Source organism: Micromonospora sp. NPDC049301, from assembly GCF_040678715.1.
Taxonomy (GTDB): Bacteria; Actinomycetota; Actinomycetes; order Mycobacteriales; family Micromonosporaceae; genus Micromonospora.
The window spans coordinates 312,678-338,105 of sequence record NZ_JBFAQO010000002.1; the positions used below are offsets into that span (position 1 = coordinate 312,678).

At 72.1% G+C, this 25,428-nt stretch carries 21 protein-coding genes; 8 read left to right on the forward strand and 13 right to left on the reverse strand.

Features of this window, described 5'->3' with window-relative positions; translation table 11 throughout:
- Positions 1-76: 76 nt before the first annotated feature.
- A complete protein-coding gene (locus tag AB0K07_RS07630) occupies positions 77-910 on the reverse strand; it encodes an alpha/beta fold hydrolase (RefSeq protein ID WP_363751787.1) in 834 nt (277 codons plus the stop codon).
- Positions 907-1,869, reverse strand: coding sequence for a TIGR03557 family F420-dependent LLM class oxidoreductase (locus tag AB0K07_RS07635; RefSeq protein ID WP_363751789.1), 963 nt, complete (start codon positions 1,867-1,869; stop codon positions 907-909). Before AB0K07_RS07635 ends, AB0K07_RS07630 begins: the two co-directional genes overlap by 4 nt.
- A gap of 378 nt (positions 1,870-2,247) precedes the next feature.
- Between AB0K07_RS07635 and AB0K07_RS07640 the strand changes: the two genes are divergently transcribed.
- The gene (locus AB0K07_RS07640; protein WP_363751791.1) at positions 2,248-3,609 is read left to right on the forward strand and encodes a cellulase family glycosylhydrolase; all 1,362 of its coding nucleotides are present in this window, start codon (positions 2,248-2,250) and stop codon (positions 3,607-3,609) included.
- Positions 3,610-3,665: 56 nt separating this feature from the next.
- Here the strand turns inward: AB0K07_RS07640 and AB0K07_RS07645 are convergent, their stop codons facing one another.
- From AB0K07_RS07645 to AB0K07_RS07675, 7 genes are all read right to left on the reverse strand, one after another.
- Positions 3,666-4,019 carry a multidrug efflux SMR transporter gene (locus AB0K07_RS07645; protein WP_363752768.1) on the reverse strand — a complete coding sequence of 118 codons (354 nt, stop codon included), beginning with the start codon at positions 4,017-4,019 and terminating at the stop codon, positions 3,666-3,668.
- A 91-nt stretch (positions 4,020-4,110) separates the two neighbouring features.
- Positions 4,111-5,379 carry a sigma-70 family RNA polymerase sigma factor gene (locus tag AB0K07_RS07650; protein ID WP_363752770.1) on the reverse strand — a complete coding sequence of 423 codons (1,269 nt, stop codon included), beginning with the start codon at positions 5,377-5,379 and terminating at the stop codon, positions 4,111-4,113.
- A gap of 3 nt (positions 5,380-5,382) precedes the next feature.
- Positions 5,383-5,784, reverse strand: a complete 402-nt coding sequence (locus tag AB0K07_RS07655) for a YciI family protein (RefSeq protein ID WP_363751793.1) — start codon at positions 5,782-5,784, stop codon at positions 5,383-5,385.
- A gap of 115 nt (positions 5,785-5,899) precedes the next feature.
- The gene (locus tag AB0K07_RS07660; protein ID WP_363751795.1) at positions 5,900-8,038 is read right to left on the reverse strand and encodes an alpha-galactosidase; all 2,139 of its coding nucleotides are present in this window, start codon (positions 8,036-8,038) and stop codon (positions 5,900-5,902) included.
- Positions 8,035-8,946, reverse strand: a complete 912-nt coding sequence (locus tag AB0K07_RS07665) for a carbohydrate ABC transporter permease (protein ID WP_363751797.1) — start codon at positions 8,944-8,946, stop codon at positions 8,035-8,037. Before AB0K07_RS07665 ends, AB0K07_RS07660 begins: the two co-directional genes overlap by 4 nt.
- Positions 8,943-9,899 (reverse strand): sugar ABC transporter permease, encoded by a 957-nt coding sequence (locus AB0K07_RS07670; protein ID WP_363751799.1) that lies wholly within the window; start codon positions 9,897-9,899, stop codon positions 8,943-8,945. The genes AB0K07_RS07665 and AB0K07_RS07670 overlap by 4 nt, the downstream gene beginning before the upstream one ends.
- 21 nt (positions 9,900-9,920) lie before the next feature.
- Positions 9,921-11,246: an ABC transporter substrate-binding protein gene (locus AB0K07_RS07675; protein ID WP_363751801.1), complete on the reverse strand. Its 1,326-nt coding sequence runs from the start codon at positions 11,244-11,246 to the stop codon at positions 9,921-9,923.
- 282 nt (positions 11,247-11,528) lie between these two features.
- Between AB0K07_RS07675 and AB0K07_RS07680 the strand changes: the two genes are divergently transcribed.
- From AB0K07_RS07680 to AB0K07_RS07690, 3 genes are all read left to right on the forward strand, one after another.
- Positions 11,529-13,532 carry a beta-galactosidase gene (locus tag AB0K07_RS07680; protein WP_363751803.1) on the forward strand — a complete coding sequence of 668 codons (2,004 nt, stop codon included), beginning with the start codon at positions 11,529-11,531 and terminating at the stop codon, positions 13,530-13,532.
- 36 nt (positions 13,533-13,568) lie between these two features.
- Complete coding sequence (locus AB0K07_RS07685; RefSeq protein ID WP_363751805.1) at positions 13,569-14,345, forward strand: DeoR/GlpR family DNA-binding transcription regulator; 777 nt, start codon at positions 13,569-13,571, stop codon at positions 14,343-14,345.
- Positions 14,346-14,547: 202 nt separating this feature from the next.
- Positions 14,548-15,501 (forward strand): sporulation protein, encoded by a 954-nt coding sequence (locus AB0K07_RS07690; RefSeq protein ID WP_363751807.1) that lies wholly within the window; start codon positions 14,548-14,550, stop codon positions 15,499-15,501.
- Between the two features lie 73 nt (positions 15,502-15,574).
- On the opposite strand, the gene AB0K07_RS07695 is transcribed toward AB0K07_RS07690, so the two are convergent.
- Both AB0K07_RS07695 and AB0K07_RS07700 read right to left on the reverse strand, forming a co-directional pair.
- A complete protein-coding gene (locus AB0K07_RS07695) occupies positions 15,575-15,952 on the reverse strand; it encodes a hypothetical protein (RefSeq protein WP_363751809.1) in 378 nt (125 codons plus the stop codon).
- Positions 15,953-16,126: 174 nt separating this feature from the next.
- Positions 16,127-18,169: a glycerophosphodiester phosphodiesterase family protein gene (locus tag AB0K07_RS07700; protein WP_363751810.1), complete on the reverse strand. Its 2,043-nt coding sequence runs from the start codon at positions 18,167-18,169 to the stop codon at positions 16,127-16,129.
- A 191-nt stretch (positions 18,170-18,360) separates the two neighbouring features.
- Between AB0K07_RS07700 and AB0K07_RS07705 the strand changes: the two genes are divergently transcribed.
- Positions 18,361-18,780: a hypothetical protein gene (locus AB0K07_RS07705; RefSeq protein ID WP_363751811.1), complete on the forward strand. Its 420-nt coding sequence runs from the start codon at positions 18,361-18,363 to the stop codon at positions 18,778-18,780.
- A gap of 65 nt (positions 18,781-18,845) precedes the next feature.
- Here AB0K07_RS07705 and AB0K07_RS07710 read toward each other — a convergent pair whose 3' ends face one another.
- Positions 18,846-21,065 carry an AAA family ATPase gene (locus tag AB0K07_RS07710; RefSeq protein ID WP_363752772.1) on the reverse strand — a complete coding sequence of 740 codons (2,220 nt, stop codon included), beginning with the start codon at positions 21,063-21,065 and terminating at the stop codon, positions 18,846-18,848.
- A 223-nt stretch (positions 21,066-21,288) separates the two neighbouring features.
- Here AB0K07_RS07710 and AB0K07_RS07715 point away from each other — a divergent pair, with 223 nt between their 5' ends.
- Positions 21,289-21,921, forward strand: a complete 633-nt coding sequence (locus tag AB0K07_RS07715) for an SGNH/GDSL hydrolase family protein (protein ID WP_363751812.1) — start codon at positions 21,289-21,291, stop codon at positions 21,919-21,921.
- Between the two features lie 56 nt (positions 21,922-21,977).
- Here the strand turns inward: AB0K07_RS07715 and AB0K07_RS07720 are convergent, their stop codons facing one another.
- Positions 21,978-23,090: a sigma-E factor regulatory protein RseB domain-containing protein gene (locus tag AB0K07_RS07720; RefSeq protein WP_363751813.1), complete on the reverse strand. Its 1,113-nt coding sequence runs from the start codon at positions 23,088-23,090 to the stop codon at positions 21,978-21,980.
- A gap of 95 nt (positions 23,091-23,185) precedes the next feature.
- Here AB0K07_RS07720 and AB0K07_RS07725 point away from each other — a divergent pair, with 95 nt between their 5' ends.
- On the forward strand, positions 23,186-23,842 hold the full coding sequence (locus AB0K07_RS07725; RefSeq protein WP_363751814.1) for a response regulator transcription factor: 657 nt from the start codon (positions 23,186-23,188) through the stop codon (positions 23,840-23,842).
- Between the two features lie 221 nt (positions 23,843-24,063).
- Positions 24,064-25,413 carry an ATP-binding protein gene (locus AB0K07_RS07730; protein WP_363752774.1) on the forward strand — a complete coding sequence of 450 codons (1,350 nt, stop codon included), beginning with the start codon at positions 24,064-24,066 and terminating at the stop codon, positions 25,411-25,413.
- The last annotated feature ends 15 nt before the right edge of the window (positions 25,414-25,428 follow it).

Here is a 25,428-nt window from a genome sequence, read left to right on the forward strand (position 1 = left end):
CGAGAAGAGGATCATCAGGAGGCAGCCGAGGCCACCGCCGAGCGGACGGATCTCCACGTTTCCGAAGCGCATCAGGTCACCTTCTCGTCAGGGTCGGGGAGAGGAGCTGGCGGATCGCGTCGGCGACCGCCGTCGGGGCGGTGGTGGCCACGTTGTGGGCGGCGCCGGGCACGGCCACCGGGCGGGCGTCGGCGACCAGCCGGGCCACCTGGTCCCGCCAGGCTGCCGGCACCACCGGGTCCCGCCCGCCGGTGACCACCAGGGTGGGAGCGGTGATCCGGACCAGGTCCGCCTCGATGGCGTTGCGGACCGAGTGCGACAGGGCCGCGAGCACCCGCCAGGGCCGGGCGTCCCAGACGTCGCGGGCCAGGATCGGCGCCTGCAACGGCGCCTCGCGCAGGGCGTCCACCAGCCACCGGCCGAACTGGCCCCGCCGGGACCGGGCGGCCGGGTCGCTGGTCGGCCCGGCCAGCACCACCGCACGGACCAGCTCCGGGTGGGCCGCGGCGAGCGCGGCGGCGACCTCGGCGCCGAACGAGTGCCCGAGCAGGCAGACCGGCGGCAGCCGGTACGCGGCCAGCCAGGCGGCCAGGTGGTCGGCGTGCCCGCGCACGTCGTACGCGCGCCGGGGGCGCTCGGTCAGGCCGAAGCCGGGCAGGTCCGGCACGTACACCGGATGGGTGGCGGCGAGCGCGACGGCCAGCGGCGTGAGGTAGCGGTGCGAGACCGCCAGGCCGTGCACCAGCACGACCGGCGACGCCCCGGTCTCGGGATCCGCGCTGCGCCGGGTGTGTGTGCGCAGCCCGTCGACCAGCCGCCACTCGCTGGTCAGCCCGGCGGCAGGTCGGGGCGCGGCCCGCGCCAGCCGCAGCTCGGCGAGGCTGAACCGCCCGGCGGGGCTGAGCCTCACAGTTCGCGCAGGCGGGGGAGCAGTTGCTCCTGCGCCCAGTCCAGGAACATCGGCTGGGTCTCCCCGCCGACCTGCACGATCGCCACGTGGGTGAAGCCGGCGTCGACGAACTTCCGGAACGCCTCGACGTGCGCGTCCACGTCCGGGCCGCAGGAGATGCCCTCGGCGACGTCCTCCTCCCGGACGAACTGGGTTGCGGCGGCGAAGGAGTCCGGGCCGGGCAGTTCGGCGTTGACCTTCCAGCCCAGCCCGAACCAGCGGAACTGGTCGTGCACGATCTTGCGGCACTCCGCCTCGTCCGGGCCGTAGCAGATGGCCACCTGGCCGTAGCGGGGCTGGCCGGCGCCGCCGGCGTCGTCGTACATCTCGATGATGTGCCGGTCGGGCTCGGTGGCGATGATGCCGTTGGCGTACTCGGCGGCCAGGGTGGCGGACTGTCGGCCGGAGGCGGCGACGGCCATCGACACCGGCTGGTCCGGCCGGTCCCACACGTAGGCGTCGGGCACGTCGAAGTGGTTGCCGGAGAAGGTGAGCGACTCGCCGTTGAGCAACGGCCGGATGATCTGCAGGGCCTCCTCGAACATCTCGTGCCGCTGCTGCACGTGTGGCCAACCGCCGACCACGTGCTCGTTGAGGTTCTCGCCGGCGCCGAGACCGAGGGTGAACCGGCCGTCCGAGAGCGCTCCGATGGTGCTGGCCTTCTGCGCGACCACGGCGGGGTGGTAGCGGCGGATCGGGCAGGTCACGAAGGACATCAGCTCCGCCCGGGAGGTGGCGTGGGCGACCGCGCCCAGCACCGACCAGGCGTACGGGGAGTGGCCCTGGGCGTCCAGCCAGGGGTAGTAGTGATCGGAGATCACCAGCTGGTCGAAGCCGGCCGCCTCGGCCCGTACCGCATGGTCGACCAGTTGCTTCGGACCGGCCTGCTCGCACAGCAGGGTGTAGCCGACGCTGACCATTCTGGTTTCTCCTTCCGCCCACGGATCGTCCCGGGATACCCAGGTCAGCAGCCGTCAACCCTCCCGTCCGGTTCGGGCGGACGGTCCTTGACGGATGACGGCGAGCTGCCTACGGTCGCTCTTAACCGGTTAAGAGTCCCGGTGTGGCGCACATCCTGTGGTGGGGATGACCGCCCCGTGACGGCCCGCCTTCGCGTGGGCCGTCACGGCTGTCCGCAGCCAGGGGCTGGGCCACTGAACCGGTTGCGCCCATCGATCCATCGCCCTACGCTGATGCGTGCGCCGCCGGGATCCGGGCGGCGGCTGTCGGGCTGCAGCCGCCTTTCCCTGTCACGTCCCACCCCTGTCGGGCACCGGGGGTCCTCCCTGAGGAAGGCCATGAAGACTCGACTCTCCGCCGCCGGCGCGGCCCTGCTCGCGCTGCTCGTCGCCGTGCTGGCGTTCGGCCAGCCGGCGCAGGCCGCGGCCGGTTTCACCGTCGCGGGCGGCAAGTTGTACGACGCCAACGGCACCGAATTCATCATGCGCGGGGTCAACCACGCGCACACCTGGTACCCGCAGCAGACCAGCTCGTTCGCCAACGTGAAGGCCCTCGGCGCGAACAGCGTCCGGGTCGTGCTCTCCAGCGGCGACCGGTGGACCCGCAACACCAACGCCGACGTCGCCAACGTCATCTCGCTGTGCAAGGCCAACCGGCTGATCTGCGTGCTGGAGGTGCACGACACCACCGGGTACGGCGAACAGAGCGGCGCGGTCACCCTCGCCCGGGCCGTCGACTACTGGCTCAGCCTGGCCGACGTCCTCGCCGGGCAGGAGAAGTACGTCATCGTCAACATCGGCAACGAGCCGTACGGCAACCAGAACTACGCCTCCTGGGCCACCGACAACGCCAACGCGATCGCGCGGCTGCGAGGCGGCGGGCTGACCCACACCATCATGGTGGACGCGCCGAACTGGGGGCAGGACTGGTCGTTCACCATGCGCGACAACGCCGCCTCGGTCTTCGCCGCCGACCCGGCCCGCAACACCGTCTTCTCCATCCACATGTACGGGGTCTTCGACACCGCTGCGGAGATCACCGACTATCTGGGGCGGTTCCGCGCGGCGGGGTTGCCCATCGTGGTGGGCGAGTTCGGCTTCAACCACTCCGACGGCGACCCGGACGAGGACACGATTCTCGCCTACAGCCAGGCCAACGGGATCGGCTGGCTGGGCTGGTCGTGGAGTGGCAACGGCGGTGGCGTGGAGTATCTCGACATGGCCACCGCCTTCAACCCGGCCAGCCTGACCAGTTGGGGCCAGCGGATCTTCAACGGCGCCAACGGCATCCGGCAGACCGCCCGGGAGGCCAGCGTCTTCGGCGGTACTCCGCCGCCGACCACGCCACCGCCCACCACTCCGCCGCCGACGACTCCACCCCCGACCACGCCCCCGCCGGCCGGTGGGTGCACGGCGACGTACACGGTCGTCAACCAGTGGCAGGGCGGCTTCCAGGGTGAGGTGCGGGTGACCGCCGGCGCGACCGCGATCACCGGTTGGAGCACCCGGTGGACCTTCGCCAACGGCCAGAGCGTCAGCCAGTCCTGGAACGCGGCGCTGACCAGCAGCGGAGCTACGGTGACCGCCCGCAACGTGGACTACAACGGGCGGCTGGCCGCGGGCGCCAGCGCCAGCTTCGGCTTCATCGGCGGCTGGACGGGCAGCAACGCCAGGCCGGAGGTGAGCTGCACCGCGAGCTGACCGACGCGCAGGTGGCCAGGCCCGTGGTCCGTACCGGGCCCGGCCACCTGTCGTGGTCAGTGCTCGCCGACGAGGTTCACGATGACCACGCCCGCGATGATCAGCGCGATGCCGGCGAGCTTGGCCAGCCCGAGCGGCTCGTCCAGGAAGACCGCCCCGATCGCGACGATGGTTGCCGTGCCCAGACCCGACCAGAGGGCGTACGCCACGCCCACCGGGATCTCCTTCACCGCCTGGGCCAGCAGAATGAACGCCAGCAGGTACCCGCCGAGGCAGGCGACCGTCGGGCCGAGCCGGCTGAACCCTGCGGTGGTCTTGAGCAGGCTGGTCGCCAGCACCTCGGCGGCGATGGCGATCCCCAGCAGCACGTACGCCATGCGGTCCTCAGTCCTGATTGCTCGGCGGGAAATTCATCGCTGGTCAGGCTAGCGCCGCCGCCGCTGCTCGGGGCTCTGGCGATCCGCGACGTGCGAGCCTCGCCCGCCCGGTGGTGGGTGCGGCCTAGGCGGTGGTCGGTCCGGGTTCGGCGGCGAGCCGGGCCGCCCGCATCAGGAGGTAGCGCTGCTCCGGCAGGCTGCTCGTCCGCCCGGCGGCGGCCCGGTACTCGGCGATCGCCAGCGACCGCTCGCCGGCCATCTCGTGCAGGTGCGCCCGGGCGGCGGAGAGCCGGTGGTGTCCGGTCAACCGCGGGTCCTCGGCCAGCGCGTCGAGAGCGGCCAGGCCGGCTGCCGGCCCGTGCACCATGGCGGTCGCCACGGCCCGGTTGAGCGCCACCACCGGGCTGGCGGAGAGCTGTTCCAGCACCCCGTAGAGCGCCAGGATCTGCGGCCAGTCGGTCGCCCCGGTGCTCGGCGCCTCGTCGTGCAACGCGGCGATGGCGGCCTGCACCTGGTACGGGCCGACCGGCCCGCGCGGCAGCGCCCGGGTGACGAGGGCGACGCCCTCAGCGATCGCCGCCGCGTCCCAGAGGGTGCGGTCCTGATCGGCCAACGAGATCAGCTCACCGGACGGCCCGGTCCGCGCCGGGCTGCGCGCCTCGGTGAGCAGCATCAACGCCAGCAACCCGGCCGACTCGCTGTCGCCGGGCAGCAGCGCGTGCAGCGCGCGGGTCAGCCGGATCGCCTCCGCCGCCAGGTCGACGCGGCGCAGGTCCGGGCCGGCGGTGCTGGTGTGCCCCTCGGTGAAGATCAGGTAGAGCACCTGCCGTACGGCGGCCAACCGGTCGGGCCGCTCCGCCGGCTCCGGCATCCGGAACGGCAGGCCGGAGGAGCGGATGCGCTGCTTGGCCCGGCTGATGCGCTGCGCCATGGTCGCCTCGGGCACCAGGAACGCGCGGCCGATCTCGGCGGTGCTCAGCCCACCGACCGCGCGCAGCGTCAGCGCGACGGCCGACGCCGGGCTGAGCGCCGGGTGGCAGCAGAGGAAGAGCAGGACCAGGGCGTCGTCCCGCTCGGCGGTCAGCTCCTCGTCCGCCGCGGGCGCGTACTGTCGGTCGTCCGGGTCCCGGCGGGCGACCAGATCCTCGCGGCGGCGCCGCGCCTGCTCGCCGCGGACCAGCTCGATCATCCGGCGGTAGCCCACCTGGATCAGCCAGCCGCGCGGGTTCGCCGGCAGCCCCTCCACCGGCCACTGGGTGGCGGCGGCCAGCAGCGCCTCCTGCACCGCGTCCTCGGCGGTGGCGAAGTCACCGAACCGGCGCGCGAGCACGCCGAGGACCTGCGGCGCCAGCTCGCGCAGCAGGTCCTCGATGCGGGGATCGGTGGCGGTCAGCCCTCACAGCTCCTGGGATGGGGCGGACATGACCGGGTGCACCTCGATCGGCATGTTCAGCGGCCGGCCGCCGGGGCCGGGCGCGGTGGAGATGTACGCGGCCAGCTCCACCGCACGCTCCGGGCTGTCGCAGTCGACGATCCAGAAGCCGGCGAGGAACTCCTTCGTCTCGGCGAACGGCCCCTCGGTGACCACCGGCGCGCTGCCCTCACCGGCGCGGACGATCCGCGCCTGCTGCGGGCCGCCGAGGCCCTGCCCGTCGACCCACTCCCCGGCGGCGGTGAGCTTGCCGTTGACCTCGCCCATGAACGCGAGGTGCGCCTGGATCTCCTCCGGGGTCCAGGTGTCGATGGGCGGGAAGTCGGTCCCGGCGGCGCTGAACTGCATCAGCAGCATGTACTTCATGGTTTCGCTCCTCAGGCCTGCGCACCATCGTCGGTGCTCTCACCCTGAGGTAGAGGCAGGCGACGCGGTTCTCGACACCCCGGGAGAAGATTTCCCGGATTCTTTTCCCGAGCGGTCACTCGACGGCGGTGACCTCCAGCACCAGGCTCTGCTCCGGGTGCAGGGCGGGCATCTGCACCCCCACCCGGGCCAGTGCCGCCCCGCTGAGCGTGACACCGCCGGCCAGCCAGGCCGGCGCGGACCGGTCGATGGTCGCCGGGGCCGGCACGTCCGACACCGGCCGCACCAGGTAACGCCGGCCCGGGTCCAGGCCGGGCAACCGGACCGCGCCCGGGGACTGTGCCACCGACGTCGTCAGCCGTGCCACCGCGTACACCGCTCGGGTGCCGTCGTGGTCGACCACGCCGTGCGCCCAGACGGCCGGGTCCGGATGGTCGACCCGGACCACCCGACCGGCGTGCAGCAGCGGACGCAGCCGCTTGTGCAGCGCGACCCAGGCGGCCAGCTCGGTCTGCTCGGCGGTGCTGATCGACGCGATGTCCCACTCGATGCCGTGGTGACCGAAGAGTGCGGTGGCTGCCCGGAAACCGAGGTCGTGGACCCGGTTGGTGGTGTGCGAGCGTTCCGGTCCGACGTGCGTGCCGATCAGCTCCGGTGGCAGCAGCAGCCCGGTCCAGCGCTGGATGCTGAGCCGTTCCAGGGCGTCGTTGCAGTCGCTGGCCCAGACCCGGTCGGTGCGCGCCAGGATGCCCAGGTCCACCCGGGCGCCGCCGGACGCGCAGCTCTCGATCTCCACGCCGGGGTGGCGGCGGCGCAGCTCGTCGAGGAGCCGGTAGACCGCCAGGGTCTGACCGTGCACCCCGGGGCGGCCGTGGTGCCCGGCCTCGGTGAGGTCCCGGTTGTGGTCCCACTTGAGGTAGCTGATGCCGGGGTGCTCGGTGAGCAGCTTGTCGAGCCGTTCCAGCAGGTAGTCGTACGCCTCCGGGCGGCCCAGGTCGAGCACCTGCTGATTACGCCAGAGCGGCGGTAGGCGCCCCGGCACGGCGAGCAGCCAGTCGGCGTGCGCGCGGAACAGGTCGGAGTCGGGGTTGACCATCTCCGGCTCGACCCAGAGGCCGAACTCCAGGCCCCGGCCGGTCACGTGGTCGATCAACGGTTGCAGGCCGTCCGGCCACACGCCGTCGTCAACGAACCAGTCGCCCAGCCCGGCCGTGTCGTCGCGTCGACCGCGGAACCAGCCGTCGTCGAGCACGAACCGTTCGACGCCGATCTGGGCGGCCCGGTCCGCGAGCGCCCGCAGCCGGTCCAGGTCGTGGTCGAAGTAGACCGCCTCCCAGACGTTGAGGGTCACCGGGCGGGCGGAGCGTGGGTGCCGGGGCCGGGCCCGCAGGTGGGTGTGCAGTACGTCGCTGAGCCCGTCCAGCCCGGCGTCGGACCAGACCGCGTAGAGCAGGGGAGTGGCGTACGACTCGCCGGGGCCGAGCCGGACCTCGCCGGGGGCCAGCAGCTCGCCGCCGCCGAGGGTCGACTCGCCGGTGGGCCGGCGCTCGGCGAAGGTGACGTGATCGCCGCTCCACGCGGTGTGCACCGCCCAGACCTCGCCGTGGCGGAAGCCGAACCCGGCGGTCCCGGCGACCAGCAGCAGGGTGGCGTCGTGCCCGGTACGCCCGTGCCGGCCTTCCCGGACCCAACTGCCCTGCTGCCACGAATGCCGCTGTGGGGAGCGTTCCCGGCACCACCGGCCGGTCAGGTCGAGCAGTTCGGTGGCGACCGCCGGCACCGGCAGCACCGGGGTCAGCTCACGCAGCTCGTACGCGTCGTCGCCGTCGTTGCGCAGCCGGTGGCGCAGCAGCAGCAACCCGGTCGGGTCCACCTCGATCTCGATGGTCAGGGAGAGCCCTGCGGCCGGGTCGCTGGCCCGCACGGTCACCCGTGCCGCGCCCTCGTCGACGGGTGCGTCGACGTCGAGGCCGTCCAGACGGAACGCCGTGGACCAGCCGGTGCCGTCGCGGTGCCCGGCCAGCCCCGGCCGGCCGCTCCAGCCGGCGCTCGGCTCCGGCAGCAGGGAGAGCACGGTGGGCTCGTCGAAGCTGCTGGGCACCACCGGCGGTACGGTCGCGTCGACGAGCTGACGCAGGGCGTCGTCGTCGAGCTCGCCGATGTCGCCGCCCCAGTGCGCGACCCGGGGCAGCCCCGGGCCGCGCGCGTCGAGCACCAGGCTGGTCCGCGCGCGGCGCAGGTGCAGGATCGTCATCCTTTGGAGGCTCCCAAGGTCAGGCCCCGGACGAAGTGCCGCTGGAGCATAAAGAAGATCACCAGAGTGGGGATCGCGACGAGCACGCTGCCCGCCGAGACCAGGTTGTTGTCGGTGAAGAACTCGCCGCGCAGGTTGTTCAGCGAGCTGGTCACCGGGAACTTGTCGCCGGTGCGCATCAGGACGGTGGCCCAGAAGAACTCGTTGTAGATCCAGGTCACCTCCAGGGTCGCCAGCGCGGCCAGGGCCGGCCGGCACAGCGGCATGGTGACCTGCCAGTACTGCCGCCAGATGCTCGCCCCGTCGACCATCGCCGCCTCGTACAGGTCGCGGGGCAGCGCCTTCATGTAGTTGCTGAGCACGAAGACGCAGAATCCGCACTGGAAGGCCACGTTGATCAGGATCAGCCCCCAGTAGCTGTCGTAGAGCAGCTCCGAGTCGCTCATGAACTCCGGCAGCGGCACCTCGGTGAACAGCCGGAACAGTGGGATGAGCAGCGCCTGCTGGGGCAGCAGGTTGGCCGCGGTGAACACCCCGAGCAGCACGAGGTTGAGCTTCCAACTGAACCGGGCGATGACGAACGCCACGCAGGAGGCGAGGAAGAGCGTCAGCAGCACGGCCGGCACCGTGATGTACACCGAGTTGAGGAAGTGCTTGCCGAACTCCGCGGTCTGCCAGGCGGTGACGTAATTGTCGATGGTCCAGCCGCCGAACGAGACGTAGCCGTTGGCGGCGGTGTACTCGTAGGAGCGCAGTGACGTCAGCACCGCCCAGGCGATCGGGAAGAGCCAGGTCAGCGCGACGGCGATGAGGAAGCCGTGCAGCAGCAGCCGCGCCGGGGTCAGCTTGCGACGGGCCGGGGCCTCGACCCCACCCTCGGTACGCCGGCTCGCGGTCGCGCTGCTCATTGCCGGTTCTCCCTCATCACGGTCGCCAGGTAGATGGCGATGAAGACCAGCGAGACGACCAGCATGATGGTCGCCAGCGCCGAGCCGAACCCGATCCGGCTCGCCTCGCCCACCACGTTCTGGGTGACCAGCGCGGAGATCAGCTCCAACCCGTTACGGCCCTTGTTGACCACCCAGACCAGGTCGAACGCGCGCAGCGACTCGATCACCGTCACCACCAGCACGATGATGTTGATCGGCCGCATCACCGGGAACACCACCCGGAAGAACGTCTTGCTCTCCGAGGCGCCGTCCACCGCGGCGGCCTCCCGCAGCGACGGGTCGACGCCCTTCAGCCCGGCCAGGTAGAGCAGCATGATGTAGCCGACGTGCCGCCAGCCGGAGGCGACCATGACCGCCCAGATGTTGACGTTCGAGTCGCCGTACCAGTCGACGTTGCTGCCGAACACGGCGTTGATCAGACCCTGGTCGCGGGAGTAGAGCAGCTGCCAGACGAAACCGATCAGTGCCAGCGAGAGCACCACCGGCAGGTAGAGAGCGGTCTGGTAGAAGCGGCTGCCACGCAGCTCCTTGTCCAGCAGGACGGCCAGGAACATGCCGAACGGGCTGGCCACCAGGAACAGCACCGCCAGCCAGAGCAGGTTGTGCTGGATCGCCGGCACGAACGGCGGGTAGATGTTCACCACGTCGCTGTAGTTGCGGGCGCCGACGAACTCGATCTCGTTCAGAGGGCCGATGCCGTCCCAGTTGGTGCCCGAGAGCAGCACGGTGGCCGCCGCCGGCAGCCAGACGAATCCGGTGACGAGCAGCAGCGGGACGAGCACCATCAGCGTGATGACCACGCGGTCGGTGCGGGACAGGAGCCGTAGCCGCCGGCGACGACCACCCGAGGGGGTGGTCGCGGCCGGCGGCGGCACGGCGCGATCCGCTTGGATCAGGGGCAGGTCGGACACGATGTCCTCCCCCTTCCGCCGTCAGTCGGTGAAGATCGACTTCTTCTGGTTCTCGATGCTCGAGGTGAGCCCGCCGATGTCCTTGGGGTCCTTGATGAACTGCTGGAGCGCCGGGATGATCACCGTCGAGGCGAAGTCCGGCCGGGTGTCCCGGTCGAGGAACTGGGCGATCTCGGTGGCCGAGCCGACCAGCTCGGCCGCCTTCTTCTGCAGGGCGGTGTAGCCGCTGGTGTCGGCGCCGGTGTTGGCGACGAGGGTGGCCGGGTCGTTCTTGACCGTGATGTCCGCGGCGGCCTTGCCGCCGAAGTACTCCATCAGCTTCCGGGCGTTGGCCTCGTTCTTGGGCTTGCGGGCCATCATGTAGCCGTCGATCGGCGCGTCCAGGGCCTTGGCGCCGATCGACGGGTCGATCTCCGGGAAGGTGAAGAAGTCGAGGTCGCTCTGCTCCTCGTTGCTGAACTGCTGGCCGACGAAGAGACCGAGCAGGTACATGCCGCTCTTCTTCTGCTGCAGCGACTGCGCCGCCTCCTGCCAGGTGCGGCCGAGGCTGTCCGGCTGGTGCAGGGGGAGCAGGCCGGCCCAGGTGTCGAAGACCTTCTTGACCTTGTCGGAGGTCCAGGCCTCCTTGCCGGCCATCAGGTCGATGTGGAACTGGTAGCCGTTGATCCGCAGGTTGAGGATGTCGAAGGTGCCCATCGCCGGCCAGCCGTCCTTGTCGGCGAAGGCGATCGGGGTCAGGCCGTCCTTCTTCATCTGGCCGGCGAGGGTGGTGAAGTCGTCGAGTGTCTTCGGCTGCTGGTAGCCGTGCTGCTGCCAGACCGACTTGCGGTAGAAGACCGCCCACGGGTAGTACGACGCCGGTACGAAGTACTGCTTGCCGTCGTCCCCGGTGGACGCCTTCTTGAAGGCGTCGGAGTAGCCGGAGAGCTTGCCCCACACGTCGCTGATGTCGCTGGCCAGGCCCTTCTGCGCGAAGAAGCGCATCCGGTAGCCGGCGAACCAGGTGAAGACGTCGTCCGGCTTTCCCTGCAGGTAGTTGTTGATGTTCTCCTGGAACGTGTTGTGGTCGACCGTGTTCACCGCGACCTGAACGCCGGACTCGGTCTTGAAACCGTCCGCGACCTTGGCGAGGACGTCCTTCGGTTTCGGGTCGGACTGGTTCGAGCCGAGGGACACGTCCTTCGAGTCGGACCCGCCGGAGTCGTCGCCGCAGCCGGCGAGCAGGCCGGTGCCGAGCAGTGCGCCGGTGCCGGCCGCGCCGGCCAGCAGCGAGCGTCGGTTGATGCCGGCTACGGAGGGCGGTACGAGCCGAGCCAGGTACTCGGCTTGGGATCGGGGACGGGACATCTGTGCCTCCTGCGGATGAAGAGGTGCTACGCCCAAGGGCCGTCAGGGTGGTGAAGGCAGGTCCGGCGTCGTGATCACACATCGGGATCCACCGAGAATCCACATTGGCGAACACGAACGGCCATTGGGGCCTCAAGCTACCCGTCCCGAGGGAGCTGTCAAGAGGGCAGTTCGCCTCTGATAACCCAGTCGTGATACGGCCGTTACGAGGTAAACGTTGGAAAGAAATCGATGTTGGAACCTGTTGACTTCCGTGGTCTGCCAGGTGCACCCTCAGCTCTCATGCGGCGATGGCAGGGTGACGGCATCTATTTCGGCGGGGACTACAACCCCGAGCAGTGGCCCGAGCAGACCTGGTCGGAAGACGTCGAGCTGATGAGGCGGGCCGGCGTCAACCTGGTCTCGGTCGGCATCTTCTCCTGGGCCCTGCTGGAGCCTGTTCCGGGCCGGTTCGAGTTCGGCTGGCTGGACCGTGTGCTGGACCTGCTGCACGACGGCGGCATCCAGGTCGACCTGGCCACCGCCACCGCCAGCCCGCCACCGTGGCTGGCCCGCGCGCACCCGGAGACGCTGCCCCGCCGTGCCGATGGCGCGATCCTGTGGCCGGGCGGGCGGCAGGCGTACTGCCCCAGCTCCCCGGTGTTCCGCGAGCGGTCGCTGGAGCTGGTACGAGCGGTCGCCAGCCGGTACGCCGAGCACCCGGCCGTGGTGATGTGGCACGTCTCCAACGAGCTGGGCTGCCACAACGTGCACTGCTACTGCGACGTCAGCGCCGAGGCGTTCCGTGGCTGGCTGCGCGAGCGTTACGGCGACCTGGACGGGCTCAACGACGCCTGGGGCACCGCGTTCTGGAGCCAGCGCTACGGCGACTGGGCCGAGATCAGCCCGCCGCGCACCGCGCCGACCTTCGCCAACCCCACCCAGCAGCTGGACTTCCTGCGCTTCTCCTCCGACGAGCAGCGGGCCCAGTTGCGCGCCGAGCGCGAGCTGTTGAAGACGCTGGTCCACCAGCCGGTGACCACCAACTTCATGATCGGCACCGGTATCAAGCACATGGACTACCACTCGTGGGCGGACGATGTGGACCTGGTCTCCAACGACCACTACCTGACCGCGGCCGACCCGCAGGCGCACCTCGGGCTGGCGCTCTCCGCCGACCACACCCGCGGCGTCGCGGGCGGCGACCCCTGGCTGCTGATGGAGCACTCCACGAGCGCCGTGAACTGGCAGCCGCGCAACGTGGCCAAGCTGCCGGGGCAGCTGCGCCGCAACAGCCTGGCGCACGTCGCGCGCGGCGCGGACGGGGTGCTGTTCTTCCAGTGGCGCGCCTCCCGCGCCGGCGCCGAGAAGTTCCACTCCGCGCTGGTGCCGCACGCCGGGCCGGAGACCAAGGTGTTCCGCGAGGTCTGCCAGCTGGGTGCGGACCTCAGGGCGCTGGCCGAGGTACGAGGCAGCCGGGTGGACGCCGACGTCGCGATCCTGTTCGACTGGGAGGCGTGGTGGGGCGTCGAGCTGGACTCGCACCCCAGCGTCGACGTTCGCTACGCCGACCGGCTGACCGCCCTGTACGGCGCTCTGTGGCGGGCCGGCGTGACCGCCGACATCGTCCACCCGTCGGCCGACCTCACCGGTTACCGGCTGGTCCTGGCGCCCACCCTCTACCTGGTCCGTGACGCCGACGCCGACGCGCTGCGCCGGTTCGTCGAGGCCGGCGGCACCGCGGCGATCACCTACTTCAGCGGCATCGTGGACGAGAACGACCACATCCGACTGGGCGGCTACCCGGGCGCGTTCCGGGAGCTGCTCGGCGTACGGACCGAGGAGTTCTTCCCGCTGCGCGAGGGCGAGCAGGTCCGGCTGGACGACGGCAGCACGGCCGACGTGTGGACCGAGTGGCTGCACCCGGAGGGCGCCGAGGTGCTCGCCTCGTACACCGACGGGCCGTTGCCGGGCGTGCCGGCCGTGACCCGGCGCCCGGTCGGCGCGGGCGCCGCCTGGTACGTCGGCACCCGGCTGGACGAGCCGGCCACCGACCGGCTGGTCGCCCGGCTGCTCGACGAGGCCGGCGTCCGCCCGGCGGCGCAGGCGCCGACCGGGGTGGAGGTGGTCCGGCGCCGCGCGGGTGAGCAGAGCTGGCTGTTCGCGATCAACCACACCGGGAGCGAGGTACGGCTCGCGGTGACCGGCACCGAGCTGTTGACCGGAACGGAGTGTGCCGGTGAGCTGACAGTCCCGGCCGGCGAGGTCGCCGTGATCCGAGAGGGCCAGGCCGACGGACCGGCCTGACCCGGTGACAGTCACGGCGCGAAGGAGGTTCCCCAGGTGCTCGCCCAGCAGCGGCAGACCGCCATCCTCGATCTGATCCGCCAGCGCGGCGGCGTACGGGTGAGCCAGCTCGTCAGCCGGTTCGGCGTGTCCGACATGACAATCCGGCGTGACCTGGAGGTGCTGGCCGAACGCGGCCTGGTGGACAAGGTGCACGGCGGCGCGACGCTGGCCGGGCCGGGCTCGGCCGAGGAGCCCGGGTTCGCCGCGAAGTCGATCCGCCAGCAGGCGGAGAAGCGGGCCATCGCCGAGCGGGCGGCGACCATGGTGGAGCCGGGGATGGCCATCGCGCTCTCCGCCGGCACCACCACCGCCGCGCTGGCCACCCTGCTCTCCGACGTACGGGGGCTGACCGTGGTGACCAACTCGATCCCGGTGGCGGACGCGCTCTACCAGAATCCGCGCGCCGACCAGACGGTGGTGCTGACCGGTGGCATCCGTACCCCCTCGGACGCGCTGACCGGGCCGGTGGCCGAGGCGGCGATCAGCGCGCTCAACGTCGACCTGCTCTTCCTGGGCGTGCACGGGCTCAGCCCACGGACCGGCTTCACCACGCCCAACCTGCTGGAGGCCGGGGTCAACCGCTGCCTGATCGGCGCCGCCCGCCGACTCGTGGTGCTCGCCGACCACACCAAGTGGGAGACGATCGGCATCGCCACCATCGCCCCGTTGGAGGCGGCCGACGTGCTGATCACCGACCTCGGGTTGCCGGCGGAGGCGCGTACGGCGATCGGCGAGCAGGTCGGCGAGCTCATCGTCGTCCAGGCCGACTGACTGCCTGACGACGTGGCCTCAGGCCGGCCGGCCGCTCCGGCTCGACGGGCGAGCCGCTGGCGCCACCCACCGGATCCCTGCGGAAACGCACCGTCATCAGCGGGCGCGGTTCACAGCCACCTCACAGGGCTGCTGGATAAAGTGCCTGCGAGTCAACGTCCGACTCCATCCTGGAGCGGTCGGCTGTCGCACAGGAGTTCCGATGGTCTTCAAGAAGATGTTGAGCGCGTTCGGTGTCGGCGGTCCCAGCGTGGACACCGTGCTGACCAACCCCAACACCCGGCCTGGCCTGACCCTCGACGGGCAGGTCAACCTCGTCGGCGGTGACAGCCCGGCGGCCATCGAGCAGGTGGTGATCGGCCTGGTCACCCGGGTCGAGGTCGAGGGACACGACACCGAGTACGCGGGCACCATGGAGTTTCACCGGATGGCCGTGAGCGGCCCGCTCCAGCTCGCGCCGAAGCAGGAGCTCTCGATTCCGTTCCAGCTGCCGGTGCCGTGGGAGACCCCGATCACCGACGTGTACGGCCAGCGCCTGCACGGCATGACGATGGGCCTGCGCACCGAGCTGGCGGTGGCCCGCGCCGTCGACAAGAGCGACCTGGACCAGGTGGCGGTGCACCCGCTGCCCGTGCACGAGCGGATCCTGGAGGCGTTCCAGCGGCTCGGCTTCCGTTTCAAGCACGCCGACCTGGAGCGCGGTCACATCCGGGGCGTTCAGCAGACGCTGCCGTTCTACCAGGAGATCGAGTTCTTCGCCTCGCCGCAGTACGCGAGCACCATCAGGGAGGTCGAGCTGACCTTCGTGACCAGCCAGCGCGGGGTGGACGTGATCCTGGAGTGCGACAAGCGGGGCGGCTTCCTCAGCGCCGGGCACGACGCCTTCGGCCGCTACCAGGTGTCGCACGCCGACGTCGACCGGGTCGACTGGGCACAGGTCGTCGACGGCTGGCTGCGGGAGACCACCTCCCGCTACGGCAGCCTGCGGTCACAGGGCTTCGGGCCGGGTCACGGGCACGGCCACGGCCGGGGGCACGGGATGGGCGGCATGGTGGCCGGCGCGGCGCTCGGCGTCGCCGGCGGCATGATCGCCGGCGAGATGATCGAGGACGCCTTCGAGGGTGACTTCGGCGGTGACTTCGGCGGCGAGGAGTAGTCGTCCAGATACGACAGTGGCCTCCGGGAGGTTCTCCCGGAGGCCACTGTTCGATGTGGAGTCGCGTACCCGGTCAGTGCCGGGCCTTGCGCTCCTCAGCGCTGCGGTGATTGCTGCCGGCCTTGGCGAGGCCTCGGCTACCGAGGTAGCCCAGCGTCAGCAGGGTGATCAGGAACCAGGCGTTGTCGGCCCGGAAGATGTCCACCCCAGCGGAGTTCTTCCCGACGACCTGCGAAGCGCCCAGTACGGCTGCCACCGCGATCACGTAGATCCAGAACTCGGTGGTCTTGAACGCCTGCTTGGTCTCCGTACCGGGTGCCTGCATGTCGTTGCGGCGCCCGTCCTGCATGACCGGCATCTGCCGGGTCTGCGTGTTCTGCATCGACGCCGGGTTCTGCACGTCCGACGTCGGCCGGTTCATGGGCCGGGTGGAAGCAGCCTGCGTGCTCATCTGGTCCTCCTCAGGATGCGATGAGTCGTACCTGCATTCCCTCGCCCCGCTACCGCGTTTCGGCCACGGCACGGTTCGTGTTACATGGCGGGGACACCCCCGACTACCCGAGGCCACTGAGCAGGTAACACCCGACCGCCGGCGGAAAAAATCCCGGCCGGCGGTCGGATTTGGTCACCGCAGGCCGTTGCGGACGGCGACGCTCACCAGCAGGTCCGGGTCGTCGGTGATGATGCCGTCGACCCCCAGGTCGATGACCCGCTGCATCACCCGCGCGTCGTCGACGGTGTACGGGATCACCTTCAGGTCGTAGCGCGTCTGAAGGGTCCGTACGTCCGGTCCGTGGAAGTACGCCGGGTTCTCCCGCAGGTACCAGTCGGGCGAGGCGACGGTGCCCTGATGCGGGTCGTGCACCTGCCAGTTCGCCGAGACCGTGCCGGCGCCCGCGGCCTGGGTCAGCTTGCCCAGGTCCTGGTACTTCCACCAGTCCAGCCCGCCGGTCCACGGGCTCTGCACCGACGGGTCGCCGTACACCGCCTCGAGGGAGCACTCGTCGGCGAGGGTGGCGCACTCGGCCGGACCGTACTGCCAGACCAGGCCGACCGTACCGATCCGGCGGTCGAGCTGTCGGGCGTAGGTGATGGTGCGCCAGTCGAACGACTGGATGGTGGCCCGGCTGGTGAAGCCGGCGCGCTGGATCGCGTCGACGAGCTTGCGGGTGAAGCTGCGGTACGGCTCGGTGTCGTTCACCACCGGGCTGATCTTCGTCTCGATGTTCATCCCGATGTCGTTCCGGCCACTGGCCTTCACCAGGGCGAAGACCTCGTCCAGCGTGGGAATCCGGGCACCCGGCGCGGGCACCTGCGCGGGCAGCTCGGGCAGCGTCTTCGTGCCGCAGTCCACGGTCTTGAGCTGCGCCAGGGTCAGCTCGTGCACCGGCTTGCCCACGTACGGGAACTGCCGGTCGCCGGGGCGCACCGGGGCGGTGTCGACGCAGTGCGAGCCGTTGACCGTACGGTCGTGCAGCACCACGAGCTTGCCGTCGGCGGTCACGCCGGTGTCCAGTTCCAGCGTGGAGATGGCCCGGTTGGCGAGCGCGTTGGCGAACGCCGGCAGGGTGTTCTCCGGCCGGGTGGCCCGACCGCCGCGGTGCGCCTGGATGTCGAACGGCGCCGCGTACGCCTTCGGCAGCCGGTAGCCGCGCTGGGCCAGCAGGCCGCGCAGGCGGTCGGGGTAGTCGGTGATGATGCCGTCCACGCCGTCGTCGACGAGCTTGGCCATGGTCGGCAGGTCGTCGACCGTCCACGGGATCACCTTGATCCCGTTGCGGTGCGCCTCGGCGACCATCTCCCGGGTCACGTACGGCTGGTAGCCCGGGTCGGTGACCGTGCCGTTCTGCGGGAAGCCGTGCACCGGGGAGAACGCGCTGGCGCCGAAGCTGCGGATCGCCCGGATCGGGTTGCCACCGAAGTCGTCGATGTCCAGCCCGCCGAGCCACGGCGAGGCGCCCGGCTGGCCGGTCTGGAGGAAGTCGTAATTGGTCAGGGCCACCAGCGGCAGCTTCGGCTCCACCTGGCGCATGCGCATCAGCGCGCCCCAGTCGAAGCTCTGGATGGTCACCTGCTTGAGCAGCCCGGCGGCGCGGATCTCGGCCGCGGTGACCCGGACGAACTGCTCGCGGGGCGCGGTCTCGGTCGGCGCGCCGGCCTCCACCTTGGTCTCGACGTTGAGCGTGACGTCCTTCGCACGGTACCGGTTGACCAGCGCGAACACCTCACGCAGCAGCGGCATCCGGGCGCCCGGCACGGCGAGCTGACCGGGCTTGTCCGCCAGCGTCTTCGAGCCGCAGTCGAGGGTGCGCACCTGGGCCAGGGTGAGCGTGTTGACGTACTTCCCGACGTACGGGAACTCCGGGTCGCCGGGCGTCACCGGGGCGGTGTCGACGCACTTGGTGCCGGTGACCTTCCGGTCGTGGGTGACCACGGCCTGGCCGTCCTCGGTGATCTGCACGTCCAGTTCGAGGGTGCTCACCCCGAGCTGGAGGGCGTTGCCGAAGGAGGCGAGGGTGTTCTCCACCCGCAGCCCGAGGCCGCCGCGGTGGGCCTGCACGTCGAATGTCCGGTCCGGTCGCGGCTTCGCCTGGGCGGGCACCGCGAGCCCGGTCGTCACCGTCGCGGCCACCAGGGCCGCGATGGCGGTACGGCGTACTGTGCGCACGCTGTCATCCCCTCCTGCCGGCGGGCGTCTCCCACCGGTCGCCGGACAGCATGGACACCGGGGACAGCCGGCAGGCGGCCGGCGGACGGCGCGACGGTGAACCGGGGTGGACGACCTCCCGGTCAGGGAGGGTTTGGCCGGCCGGTGGTCGGGCACGCAGTCGGTTCCACAGCTTCTGTGAGGTGATGGACGTGCGTGAGGACGACATGCGGCAGGACGCCGCCCGCCAGGCGGAGAACCGGATCGCCGGCGGCGTGTACGGCGAGGGTGCCCTCGACGAGGTGACGGTGCCGCCCACCGACGTGCTGCGGGTGATCCAGGACGAGGACCCGGACGACCCGGCGCACGAGCCGGTCGACCCGAACGTACTGCGCGACGGCGGGCCCACCGGCGGGCAGGGCGCGGTGACCACCACCGGCGGCACCGCCGGCCCGGCCAGCGCGCGGCGGGTGGCCCGGCAGCCGGAGCGGCACCGAGGCAAGGTGGCGCCGACCACCACCGGTGACGCCACCACCGGTGGGCTGAGCACCCAGATGGGCGGCAGCACCAGCGACCAGTCCACGTCGGCGACCGGGCCGGCGAAGTCCACCCAGGACACGTCCAGGGACTGACCGGCGGAGCACGGACGCCTGTCACCGCCCCCGCCGACCGTCAGGGTCGGCGGGGGCGGCTCGGGTCAGCGGCCGGGGCGCAGGATGCCGAGGCGTTGGGTGGCGCGGGTGAGTGCCACGTACAGGTCGCTGCGCCCACGCGGCGACTCGGCGACCATCCGGTCCGGGTCGACCACCAGCACCGAGTCGAACTCCAGCCCCTTGGCCTGCGCGACGGTCAGCACCACCACCCGGCTCTCCAGCTCCGGATGCTCGCCCACGGCGGCCTCCGGCAGTGCGGCGGTCACCGTCGCGCCGAGCGCGTCGACCCGGCCGGCCGGCACGAGCACGCCGAGCCGGCCCTCGGCCAGTCCGGCCGCCTCCCGGGTGACCGCCGCGACCAGTTCCGCCGCCAACCGCTCGTCGGGCACCGTCCGGTCCCACGGCGGTACGCCGCTCTCCCGGACCGAGCGCGGCGGCCGCAGCGCCGGGTCGATCTCGGCCAGCACGTGAGCGGCGACCGCCATGATCTCGGCCGGGGTGCGGTAGCTGACCGTCAGCTCGGTCAACCGCCAGCGCTGCGCCACGTACGGGGCGAGGGCGTCCGCCCAGGACGGCGTGCCGGTGAGCGCCCCGGTCTGCGCCACGTCCCCGACGATCGTCATCGACCGGCTCGGGCAGCGGCGCATCAGCAGCCGCCAGGCCATCGGCGACAGCTCCTGGGCCTCGTCGATGATGACGTGGCCGAACGCCCAGGTCCGGTCGGCGGCGGCCCGCTGCGCGGTGGTCAGCCGGTCGGCCTCCTCCTGCCGTTCCAGCAGCCGGTCCGCGTCGATCAGGTCGGTCACGCCGAGGATCTCACCGCCCTCGGCCTCGTCCTCGACGTCGATCGAGCGCGAACCCCGGGCGATCTCGAGCACGCCCTCCGCGTACTCCCGTTCCATCCTGCGGATCCGGTCCCGCCGGGCGGCGGCGGCCCGCTCGTCCTCGCCGAGCAGCTCGGCGGCCTCGTCCAGCAGCGGCACGTCGGCCGGCGTCCAGCCACCCGGCTCGCGGTGCAGCAGGGCCCGCTCCTCGTCGGTGAGCATCGGCGCGGCGGCGGCGATCCGGGCCGGGTCGGCGTACAGGTCGGCGAGCAGGCGCTGCGGGGTGAGCACCGGCCAGAGCCGGTCGAGGGTGGCCTGGATCTCCGGTTCGTCGCGCAACTCCCGGCGGATCTCGGCCCGGTCGGCCTCGTCGAGCAGGTTCTCCCCGCCCAGCGGGTCGGCGCCGATCCGCTCGGCCACCTGGTCGGCGAGCGCGTGCACGATCTCCACGTCGAACAGCGCCCGGGCCAGGTTGTGCGGCCGGTCGGTGCGGCGCACCCGGTCCCGGACGGCGCGAACGATCTCCGGGTGGAGGGTCAGCGCCTCGCGCTCCACCTCGATCTCCAGCGGCTCGTCCGGCACCCACTGCCGGTCCCGTACGGCCAGGGCCAGCACCTCGGCGAGCACCGCCCGGCCCTTGAGGGCGGCGGTCTCGGCGGCCTCGGTCCGTTGGGCGCTCACCCCGGGGAAAAGGTCGCCCTGGGTACGCAGCAGCACGCCGGTCTCGGCCAGCGTCGGCAGCACCTGGGAGATGTAGCGCAGGAAGGTCGCGTTCGGGCCGACCAGCAGCACGCCCCGGCTGGACAGCTCCCGGCGGTGTGTGTAGAGCAGGTACGCCGCCCGGTGCAGCGCGACCGCGGTCTTGCCGGTGCCCGGGCCGCCCTGGACCACCATCACCCCGGGCAGGTCGGCGCGGATGATCCGGTCCTGTTCGGCCTGGATGGTCTCCACGATGTCGCGCATCCGGCCGGTCCGCCCCGCGTTGAGTGCGGCGAGCAGCGACGCCTCGCCGGTCAGCTCCTCGTGCGCGCCCGGAGCGGCCGTGTCGATGTCGAGTACCTCGTCGTTGAGCCCGGTCACCTTGCGCTGGCGGGTACGCAGGTGCCGGCGGCGGCGCACGCCCTGCGGGTTGGCGGCGGTGGCGAGGTAGAACGGGCGGGCGGCGGGGGCCCGCCAGTCCATCAGCAGCGGGTCGTAGTCGCCGGTGGTGTCGAAGATGCCGATCCGGCCGATGTAGCGGCGGGAGTCGTCGTCGCCGTCGAGACGCCCGAAACAGAGACCGTCCTCCACGGCGGAGAACTGCTCGACCTGGTCGGCGTACATCGCTACCGAGCTGTCCCGCTGGGAGCGGTCCTGGCGGGTGCCGCCGGTGGTGCGCAGCTCGTCGGTGAGCCGGGAGGCGGCCTGCTCACGCAGCCCGTCCAGCCGGTCGTAGAGCATCGAGACGTACTCCTGCTCGCGACCGATCTCGTCGTCGAGCGGCAATTCGCCCGAACCGCCGGAGTGCCTTGACAAGCCGTCTCCCTAAAGATTAGAATCCTTTGCAGGAACGGCTTTTAAGCCGTTCTTTTTTGTGCCCTCGAACTGTTGAAGATAGCGCGTTCCGCCGGCCTCGACCAAGCTGGCCGGGTCGGCGCGCCCGGCGATCGCGAGGTGGCGGCGGATGATCCTGCGGACCGGGCAACGGGTGGTCTTCATCGGCGACAGCATCACCGACTGCGGCCGCCGAGACACCGCCGCGCCGTACGGCACCGGTTACGTGAGCCTCGTCCGTGCCCTGGTCGGTGCCCGGCATCCCGAGCTGGACGTGCAGTGGGTCAACCGGGGTGTGAGTGGGGACACCGTCCGCCACCTGGCCGCCCGCTGGGACGACGACGCCATCGCCGAGCGCCCCGACTGGCTCTCGGTCATGATCGGCATCAACGACATCTGGCGGCGCTATGGCGACCGGCCGGACGAGGTCGTCCCCATCGACGAGTACGAGCGCACCCTGCGCGACCTGCTCCGCCGCGCGGTGGACGCCACCGGGTGCCGGTTGATCCTCGGCGACCCGTTCCTGATCGAGGCGGACCGCAGCGAGCCGCAGCGCGCCGACACGGACCGGTACGCCGCCGTGGTCGCCGGGCTGGCCGCCGAGTTCGGCGCGGTGCACGTGCCGACCCAGGCGGCGTTCGACCGGGTGCTCGCGGTCAGCCCGGCGAAGCGTTGGGCCGACGACCGGGTGCATCCGCACCTGCCCGGCCACGCGGTGCTCGCCGACGCGTTCCTCACCGCCCTCGGCGCGACCGCCCCCTGACAGAGCGACGCGCCGGGCCGACCGATGGTCGACCCGGCGCGACGACAACCGGCAGATCAGCCGCGGGCGGCCTGGTAGAGCCTCTCCGGGGTGACGGCGCCGGCGAGCACCCGGCCGTCGTCGGTGAGCAGCACGCTGAACAGCTTGCCGGTGAGCAGCCGACCGCTGCCCCAGTCACCGCTGACCGCCTGCAGCCCGCCGAGCAACTTAGACATGTCCATGTCCGGCGTGCCGGCCGGCTTCTCGGCGGCCGGCTTGCCGCCGACGGCCCCGTCGAGGCGGGCGACCAGCACGGTCGTCCAGCCGGTGCCGACGGCGCGCACCTGCGGATCACCCGCCGACTCGACGTGGTCGGGCCGGCCCGCGGACGGGCGCTCGGCCGACTCCTCGGTGACGGTCACCCCGGGCGGCGGGTTGAAGGTGAACTGGTCGGCGTCGGGGCGGCGGTAGTCGACCTCGGTGAAGGCGACCTCGAACGCCGGCTGGTCGCTGCCCCTGGCGAGCACCTCGAAGCGCAGCGGCACGTGCTGCTTGGCGTCGATGGCGATCCGCAGCTGGTGCACCAGCGAGTCGCGGTCGCGGGGCTGGAGCACCAGCTCGTACGCGTCCCGACCGGCGACGGTCGCCGACCGGCCGACGCTCACTTCGGTGCTCGGGTCGACCGCGCGCAACGCCAGGTCGGCTGCCTCCTGCGGCGTGGCCGGCAGGCTCGGCGCCGCCTCGGGCACCGCCTTCTCGGCCACGGCACCACGCAACGTCAGGTGGCGGGCGGTGTTGCTGCGGCTCTCCCAGGTCCACACGTCCCGGCCGTTGCGGATCACGTCCCGCTCGCCGAGGGTGTCCAGCAGCGCGACCCGCTGCTGCTCCGGCCCGGAGTACCAGACCCGCAGGGTGTGCGTGCCGGTCAACAGGGTGGTCAGGTCGTTGCCGGGGACCAGCCCGACCAGCGGCGGCAGACCGAGGTCGGCGCGCTGCACGACCGTGCCGGACAGCCCCTCCAGCCGGGAGGTCTGCAGGTCGACCAGGAGCTGGGCGGCCGTGCGCGGCGGCAGGCTCGGTTCGGCCTCGGCGGCGAACGTGCCGACCGCGGCGCCGCCACCGATGACGGCGACGGCGGCGGTCGCCGGGACCAGCCAACGCAGGACGGGACGGCTTCTCAGAACGGACATGTGGGCACCTCCTGCGACCATCCTGCCCGCTCGGCGCTGTGAACACGCTGAGGATGCCGATCCGGCGCCTTTGACCCAGGTGGCACCCTTGAGCGGTGCGGTTGCTGGTGGTGGAGGACGAGGCCCGGTTGGCGGCTGCGCTGCAGCGTGGGTTGCAGGCGGAGGGGTTCGCCGTGGACGTGGCGGCGACCGGCCCGGCCGGGTTGGACGCCGCCCGGCACGGCGGGTACGACGCGATGATCCTGGACGTGATGCTGCCCGGCCTCTCCGGTTACGAACTGGTCCGGCGGCTGCGCGCGGAGGAGCACTGGCTTCCGGTGCTGATGCTCTCCGCGAAGGACGGCGAGTACGACCAGGCCGACGGCCTGGACTGCGGCGCCGACGACTACCTCACCAAGCCGTTCTCGTACGTGGTGCTGCTGGCTCGCCTGCGGGCGCTGCTGCGCCGGGGCGCGCCGCAACGCCCGGCGGTGCTGGCGGTCGGCGACCTGCGGCTGGACCCGGCCCGGCGGCGGGTCACCCGGGCCGACGCGGAGGTGACGCTGACCGCGCGGGAGTTCGCGTTGCTGGACTACCTGATGCGCCGACCCGGCCAGGTGGTCTCCAAGATCGAGCTGCTGGACCACGTCTGGGACGCGAGCGTGGAGACCGCGCCGAACGCGGTCGAGGTGTACGTCGGCTACCTGCGCCGCAAGCTCGGCCGCGACCTGTTGGAGACCGTCCGGGGCGCCGGCTACCGGCTGGCGACGTGAGCACGGACGTGCCGGCCGACCTGACGCCCGGCGTGCCACCCGTCCCGGCGGCCACCGCGGCGACCGCCGCCGGCCAGGCGACGCCCGCCCGTCCGGCGCCCGTCGACGCGACGCCCGACGTTCGGGCGACTCCCGCCGGTCCGGTCGGCGCGGCCGGTCGGGCGCGCACCGGTCGCCCCTGGCGCGGCCGGCTGCCGGTGCTCGGGCTGCGGGGCCGACTCATGGCGATCGGGGTGCTCGGCCTCACCGTGGGGCTGGCCCTCGGCGGGGTGGTGCTGCTCGGCGCGCTCGGCTACGTGCTCCAGCGCACCGTGGACACCGAGGCGTTCCGGACCGCGGACGCGGTCGCCCTGCTCGCCGCCGAGGACGCTCTGCCCGACCCGCTGCCGGTGGCGGGCGGGCAGGTCCGCGTCCAGGTGATCGACACGCAGGGGCGGATCCGGGCCGCCTCGATCGACGCGGACCGGCTGGTACCGATGGTCCGCCCGGAGCGGCTGGACCGAGACGGTCGGCAGCGGCTGGAGGTGCCGGCCGAGCGGGTGGGGCTCGCCGGCCCGGTCCGGGTGGTCGCCGTGCCCGCCGGCACCGCGGCCGACCCGCTCACCGTGCTGGTCGCCCGCTCGATGGCCGACGTGCGGCACAGCACGCACGTGGTCCGGACCATCCTGCTGGTGGCATTCCCCCTGCTGGTGGCCGTGCTGGCCGCCGTGGCCTGGCGGGTGGTGGGCGCCACCCTGCGTCCGGTGGAGGCGCTGCGGCGGGGTGCCGAGGAGATCACCGGGCGGGCCGGGACCGGACGACTGCCGGTGCCGGCCTCGGCCGACGAGATCCACCGGTTGGCGGTCACCCTCAACGGGATGCTGGGCCGGCTGGAGTCCGCCCGGGCGCGGCAGCGGGCGTTCGTCTCGGACGCGGCACACGAGCTGCGCAGCCCGTTGACCAACATCCGGACCGAGCTGGAGGTCGCCGAGCGCCTCGCCGGCCGGACGGACTGGACGGCGGTGACCGCCAACCTGCTCGCCGACACGGACCGGCTGAGCCGCCTGGTCGACGACCTGCTGCTGCTGGCCCGACTGGACGAGACGCCACCGGCGCGGGGGACGGGGCCGGTGGAGCTGGGCGCCCTGCTGACCGAGGTCGCCGCCCGGTACCCGTCGCCGCCGGTGCGGGTGGTGCCGCCGGAGGGCCCGCTGTGGACGGTCGGGAACGCCGACGAGCTGCGCCGGGTGCTGGCTAACCTGGTCGACAACGCGGTCCGGCACGCGCCCGGCAGCGTCCTGCTCGCGGTGCGGGCGACGCCGGCGAGGCACCGGGAGGCGGCGTACCACCTGGTGACGGTGACCGACGACGGCCCGGGGATTCCGGTGGCCGACCGGGAGCGGGTGTTCGGCCGGTTCACCCGCCTGGACGACGGGCGGGGCCGCGACGACGGTGGGGCCGGCCTGGGCCTGGCCATCGTGTGGGAGCTGGTCCGCCGGGCCGGCGGCACCATCACCCTGACCGACGCCGACGACCAGCCGGGGCTGCGGGTGTGTCTGCTGCTGCCGGCGCTGCCGACGGACGGACCCTGACCAGCCCCGACGATG

Bases quoted from the DNA above. Each gene is read 5' to 3' on its own strand.
- AB0K07_RS07635 (WP_363751789.1), bottom strand. From the start codon at position 1,869: ATGGTCAGCGTCGGCTACACCCTGCTGTGCGAGCAGGCCGGTCCGAAG.
- AB0K07_RS07640 (WP_363751791.1), top strand. From the start codon at position 2,248: ATGAAGACTCGACTCTCCGCCGCCGGCGCGGCCCTGCTCGCGCTGCTC.
- AB0K07_RS07655 (WP_363751793.1), bottom strand. From the start codon at position 5,784: ATGAAGTACATGCTGCTGATGCAGTTCAGCGCCGCCGGGACCGACTTC.
- AB0K07_RS07660 (WP_363751795.1), bottom strand. From the start codon at position 8,038: ATGACGATCCTGCACCTGCGCCGCGCGCGGACCAGCCTGGTGCTCGAC.
- AB0K07_RS07665 (WP_363751797.1), bottom strand. From the start codon at position 8,946: ATGAGCAGCGCGACCGCGAGCCGGCGTACCGAGGGTGGGGTCGAGGCC.
- AB0K07_RS07675 (WP_363751801.1), bottom strand. From the start codon at position 11,246: ATGTCCCGTCCCCGATCCCAAGCCGAGTACCTGGCTCGGCTCGTACCG.
- AB0K07_RS07680 (WP_363751803.1), top strand. From the start codon at position 11,529: ATGCGGCGATGGCAGGGTGACGGCATCTATTTCGGCGGGGACTACAAC.
- AB0K07_RS07690 (WP_363751807.1), top strand. From the start codon at position 14,548: ATGGTCTTCAAGAAGATGTTGAGCGCGTTCGGTGTCGGCGGTCCCAGC.
- AB0K07_RS07695 (WP_363751809.1), bottom strand. From the start codon at position 15,952: ATGAGCACGCAGGCTGCTTCCACCCGGCCCATGAACCGGCCGACGTCG.
- AB0K07_RS07710 (WP_363752772.1), bottom strand. From the start codon at position 21,065: ATGCTCTACGACCGGCTGGACGGGCTGCGTGAGCAGGCCGCCTCCCGG.
- AB0K07_RS07715 (WP_363751812.1), top strand. From the start codon at position 21,289: ATGATCCTGCGGACCGGGCAACGGGTGGTCTTCATCGGCGACAGCATC.
- AB0K07_RS07720 (WP_363751813.1), bottom strand. From the start codon at position 23,090: ATGTCCGTTCTGAGAAGCCGTCCCGTCCTGCGTTGGCTGGTCCCGGCG.
- AB0K07_RS07730 (WP_363752774.1), top strand. From the start codon at position 24,064: ATGGCGATCGGGGTGCTCGGCCTCACCGTGGGGCTGGCCCTCGGCGGG.